Source organism: Lacinutrix sp., assembly GCF_023299985.1.
GTDB lineage: Bacteria > Bacteroidota > Bacteroidia > Flavobacteriales > Flavobacteriaceae > Lacinutrix.
The window spans coordinates 1-2,783 of sequence record NZ_JALZVX010000144.1; the positions used below are offsets into that span (position 1 = coordinate 1).

Here is a 2,783-nt window from a genome sequence, read left to right on the forward strand (position 1 = left end):
AATTTGCAATTCCGTCTTCGTTATCATCACAACCTAATATAGTACCACTTTGTACTAATATTGGTTTAGGTGCTAAATCGATATTAAAGGTAGTAGTTTTGAAACAATCGGTTGCAGCATTATTTTCTATTCGAACATATATTGTTTGAGGATTAGAAATATTATTATAAGGAGACACTAAAGGATTCATTCCAGTATCTGCATCAGTTTGCGAAATATAATAAGATACTTCAAAAACTGCTGGATCCTGTCCATTTAGTACAGCTGGAGTATTTATCTCAAGATTAAAAGATTGAATTCCATCATTATTATCATCACACAACTCTAAATCATCTACTCCTGTAATTTCAGGAAGTGCTCCTAAAACTGTTAAAACAAATGTAGTATTAGTACTAGCACATCCAGATCCAGATCCAACTGAATCAACATCTTCTACTCTAACATAGATTATTGTACCATCTGTTGCAGAATATGGAGAAGTTATAGCATTAGTTCCAGTTTGAGCATCATTTAAAGTTTCGTGATATGTCACTAAAAAATCTGCTATATTTTGACCAGGCACATTTAAAATTATTGATGAAAGGTCATCTAAATTGAAATCTTCTAATCCATCTCCAGACTCATCATCACAAGTTGTAATTGAAATTTCATCTTGAGGCACAATATTTACAATTGCTTCTTGAAATAGATTAACGATTACTGTTGTAGTAGCATTACCCATACATTGGTTATCATATGCCGTAACAGTATAAGAATTAGATTCTGTAACAACAATAGAAGAAGTTGTTAATGTTGGATCTAAAATACCGTTTACAGACCACTCAAAAACATCTGCAAATGGAGAATCAGCATCTAGAGTAATAGATGGGAAACCGCATAAGTTAGCTATTGAAGGTGTTGTGTCATCATTATCGTTATCAATAAAAGCAGTATCATTACTAACTAAATCTACTGCTATTTCTCCACTTAAAGTTCCTGCATTAGGATCTGTATTATTAGGATCTAAATTAGTCTGATTTATTTGAATTATTCCTGGTTCTCCTTCAAAATTAGTAATAAGTAAAACATAAATATCACCTGCTACAGCATTAATAATTGAGAAATTTTCTACTGCTGCTGCAGAGAAACTACAATCAAAAACTGGAGTTGAAGGAAAATCACCTCCATTACAGAAATCATCACTAGCATTAAACGGTCCCCAAACTGCATAATCTACATCTAATTCATCTCCTATTGGGTTCCCTAAGATATCGAAAGCTGTATTTTGAATCATTTCTATATCTATATTTCCAGAAGTTCCAATCTCTAGAATACTAAATGTTGGATCTGGAGAAGATCCTAAACAATCTATTTGACCTAATCCTGGTCTAACATTTACTGTGTTATAAGTATATAAACTATCTCCTCCTGGGCAAAGATTTTCAGTTGCATCACATGTTATATTTATTGGAGCGACATATGGTGTGATACATATATCAAAGGTTGTTGTCTCTGCATCACTAGTATTTGAAAACACTCTAATATAATATGTATTTCCAATCACTAATTGAGGTGTTACACTAGAAAGTAAAGTAAAACCTGTAGTACAACTAATCTCTACTAATGCACCACAAGTTCCTTCGTAAACTGCATGATCGATATTGTTAGGTAAACTTCCTTGTAAATTAGCTAATGCAATAAGCTGAAACTCATTAGCAGCAACAAATTGAAACCATATATCGTCATCTGGATCTCCACCACATGATGGGTTAGGAACTGCAGATGGTGTTGCTGCTAGTAATGTTCCTGGTGTACTTATTTCACACAAGAAACTATTATTTACGTCTACTACACTAGCTGCATCACAGTTATCGTTAACAGGAGGACATGCCAATAATAAAAGTGGCTGACTCGTAGAGAAGCAAGTATCTTGTTCACTACTTACCGTAAAAATGATATTTGTATTAAATGGATATGGTCCAAATTGTGTAACACCTGTTGTTGATGTTACAGAAACAGGAACACCACCTTGATTGTCTTGTATTAAAACTGATGTTGCTCCTCCAAAGGATGTTACATCTACGTCTACTAAAAATTGATCTCCATTAGCACAATCATCTACTATTGTGTATGTTGCTTCTGGGTTAAAACAAGTTGGAGCTTCGTCGAAAGTAACATCGTCTATTGCAATATCATCAGTAAAATCGCCTGTTACAATTTCAGAAAATATAAATCGTGCTTGTAAATTTCCAGTAATTGTAAGACCACTTAAATCTATAAACATTTCTTCCCAACCATTAGTATTGGTATTAAAGGTTCCCATTAGATTCCATGCTGCTCCATCCCAAACTTCTACATCTAAAGTAGAATTGGCATTACCCTCATTATCACTAATTTCATAAAACGAAAGTGTTGGCGCTATTAAAGTTGATACGTCTACAAAAGGTGTTATTAATGTTGAAGGACCATCGTTTCCAGATGAATCAACCCATGCAAAATAATTGTTAGTTGCAGTAGTTCCAGTAATCGTTCCATCATCTCCAATGTGGTTATTACCAGTAACATTATCAAAACCCCAATCTTCACCACCATTCATTGTCCAACATAATGGAATTGTTCCTCCATTTTCAAAACCTTCTGTATATGGTGCAACAAATGTTGTACAGTCTGTGTCAAAGGTTATTGGTCCTATCCAATCACTAAATTCACCTCCACCACAATCTGCTCTTATGTAAGCTTCGTATGAAGTTGCTGCTGTTAATCCTGTCGCTAAATATGGATTTGTAGACGTTGCCATACCTGAA

Annotated in this window: 1 pseudogene; it reads right to left on the bottom strand. The window is 34.1% G+C overall.

Annotated features, from left to right (window positions below):
* Positions 1-2,776, bottom strand: a pseudogene (locus Q0C58_RS07830) (hypothetical protein); the annotation flags it as partial.
* Between the last annotated feature and the right edge of the window lie 7 nt (positions 2,777-2,783).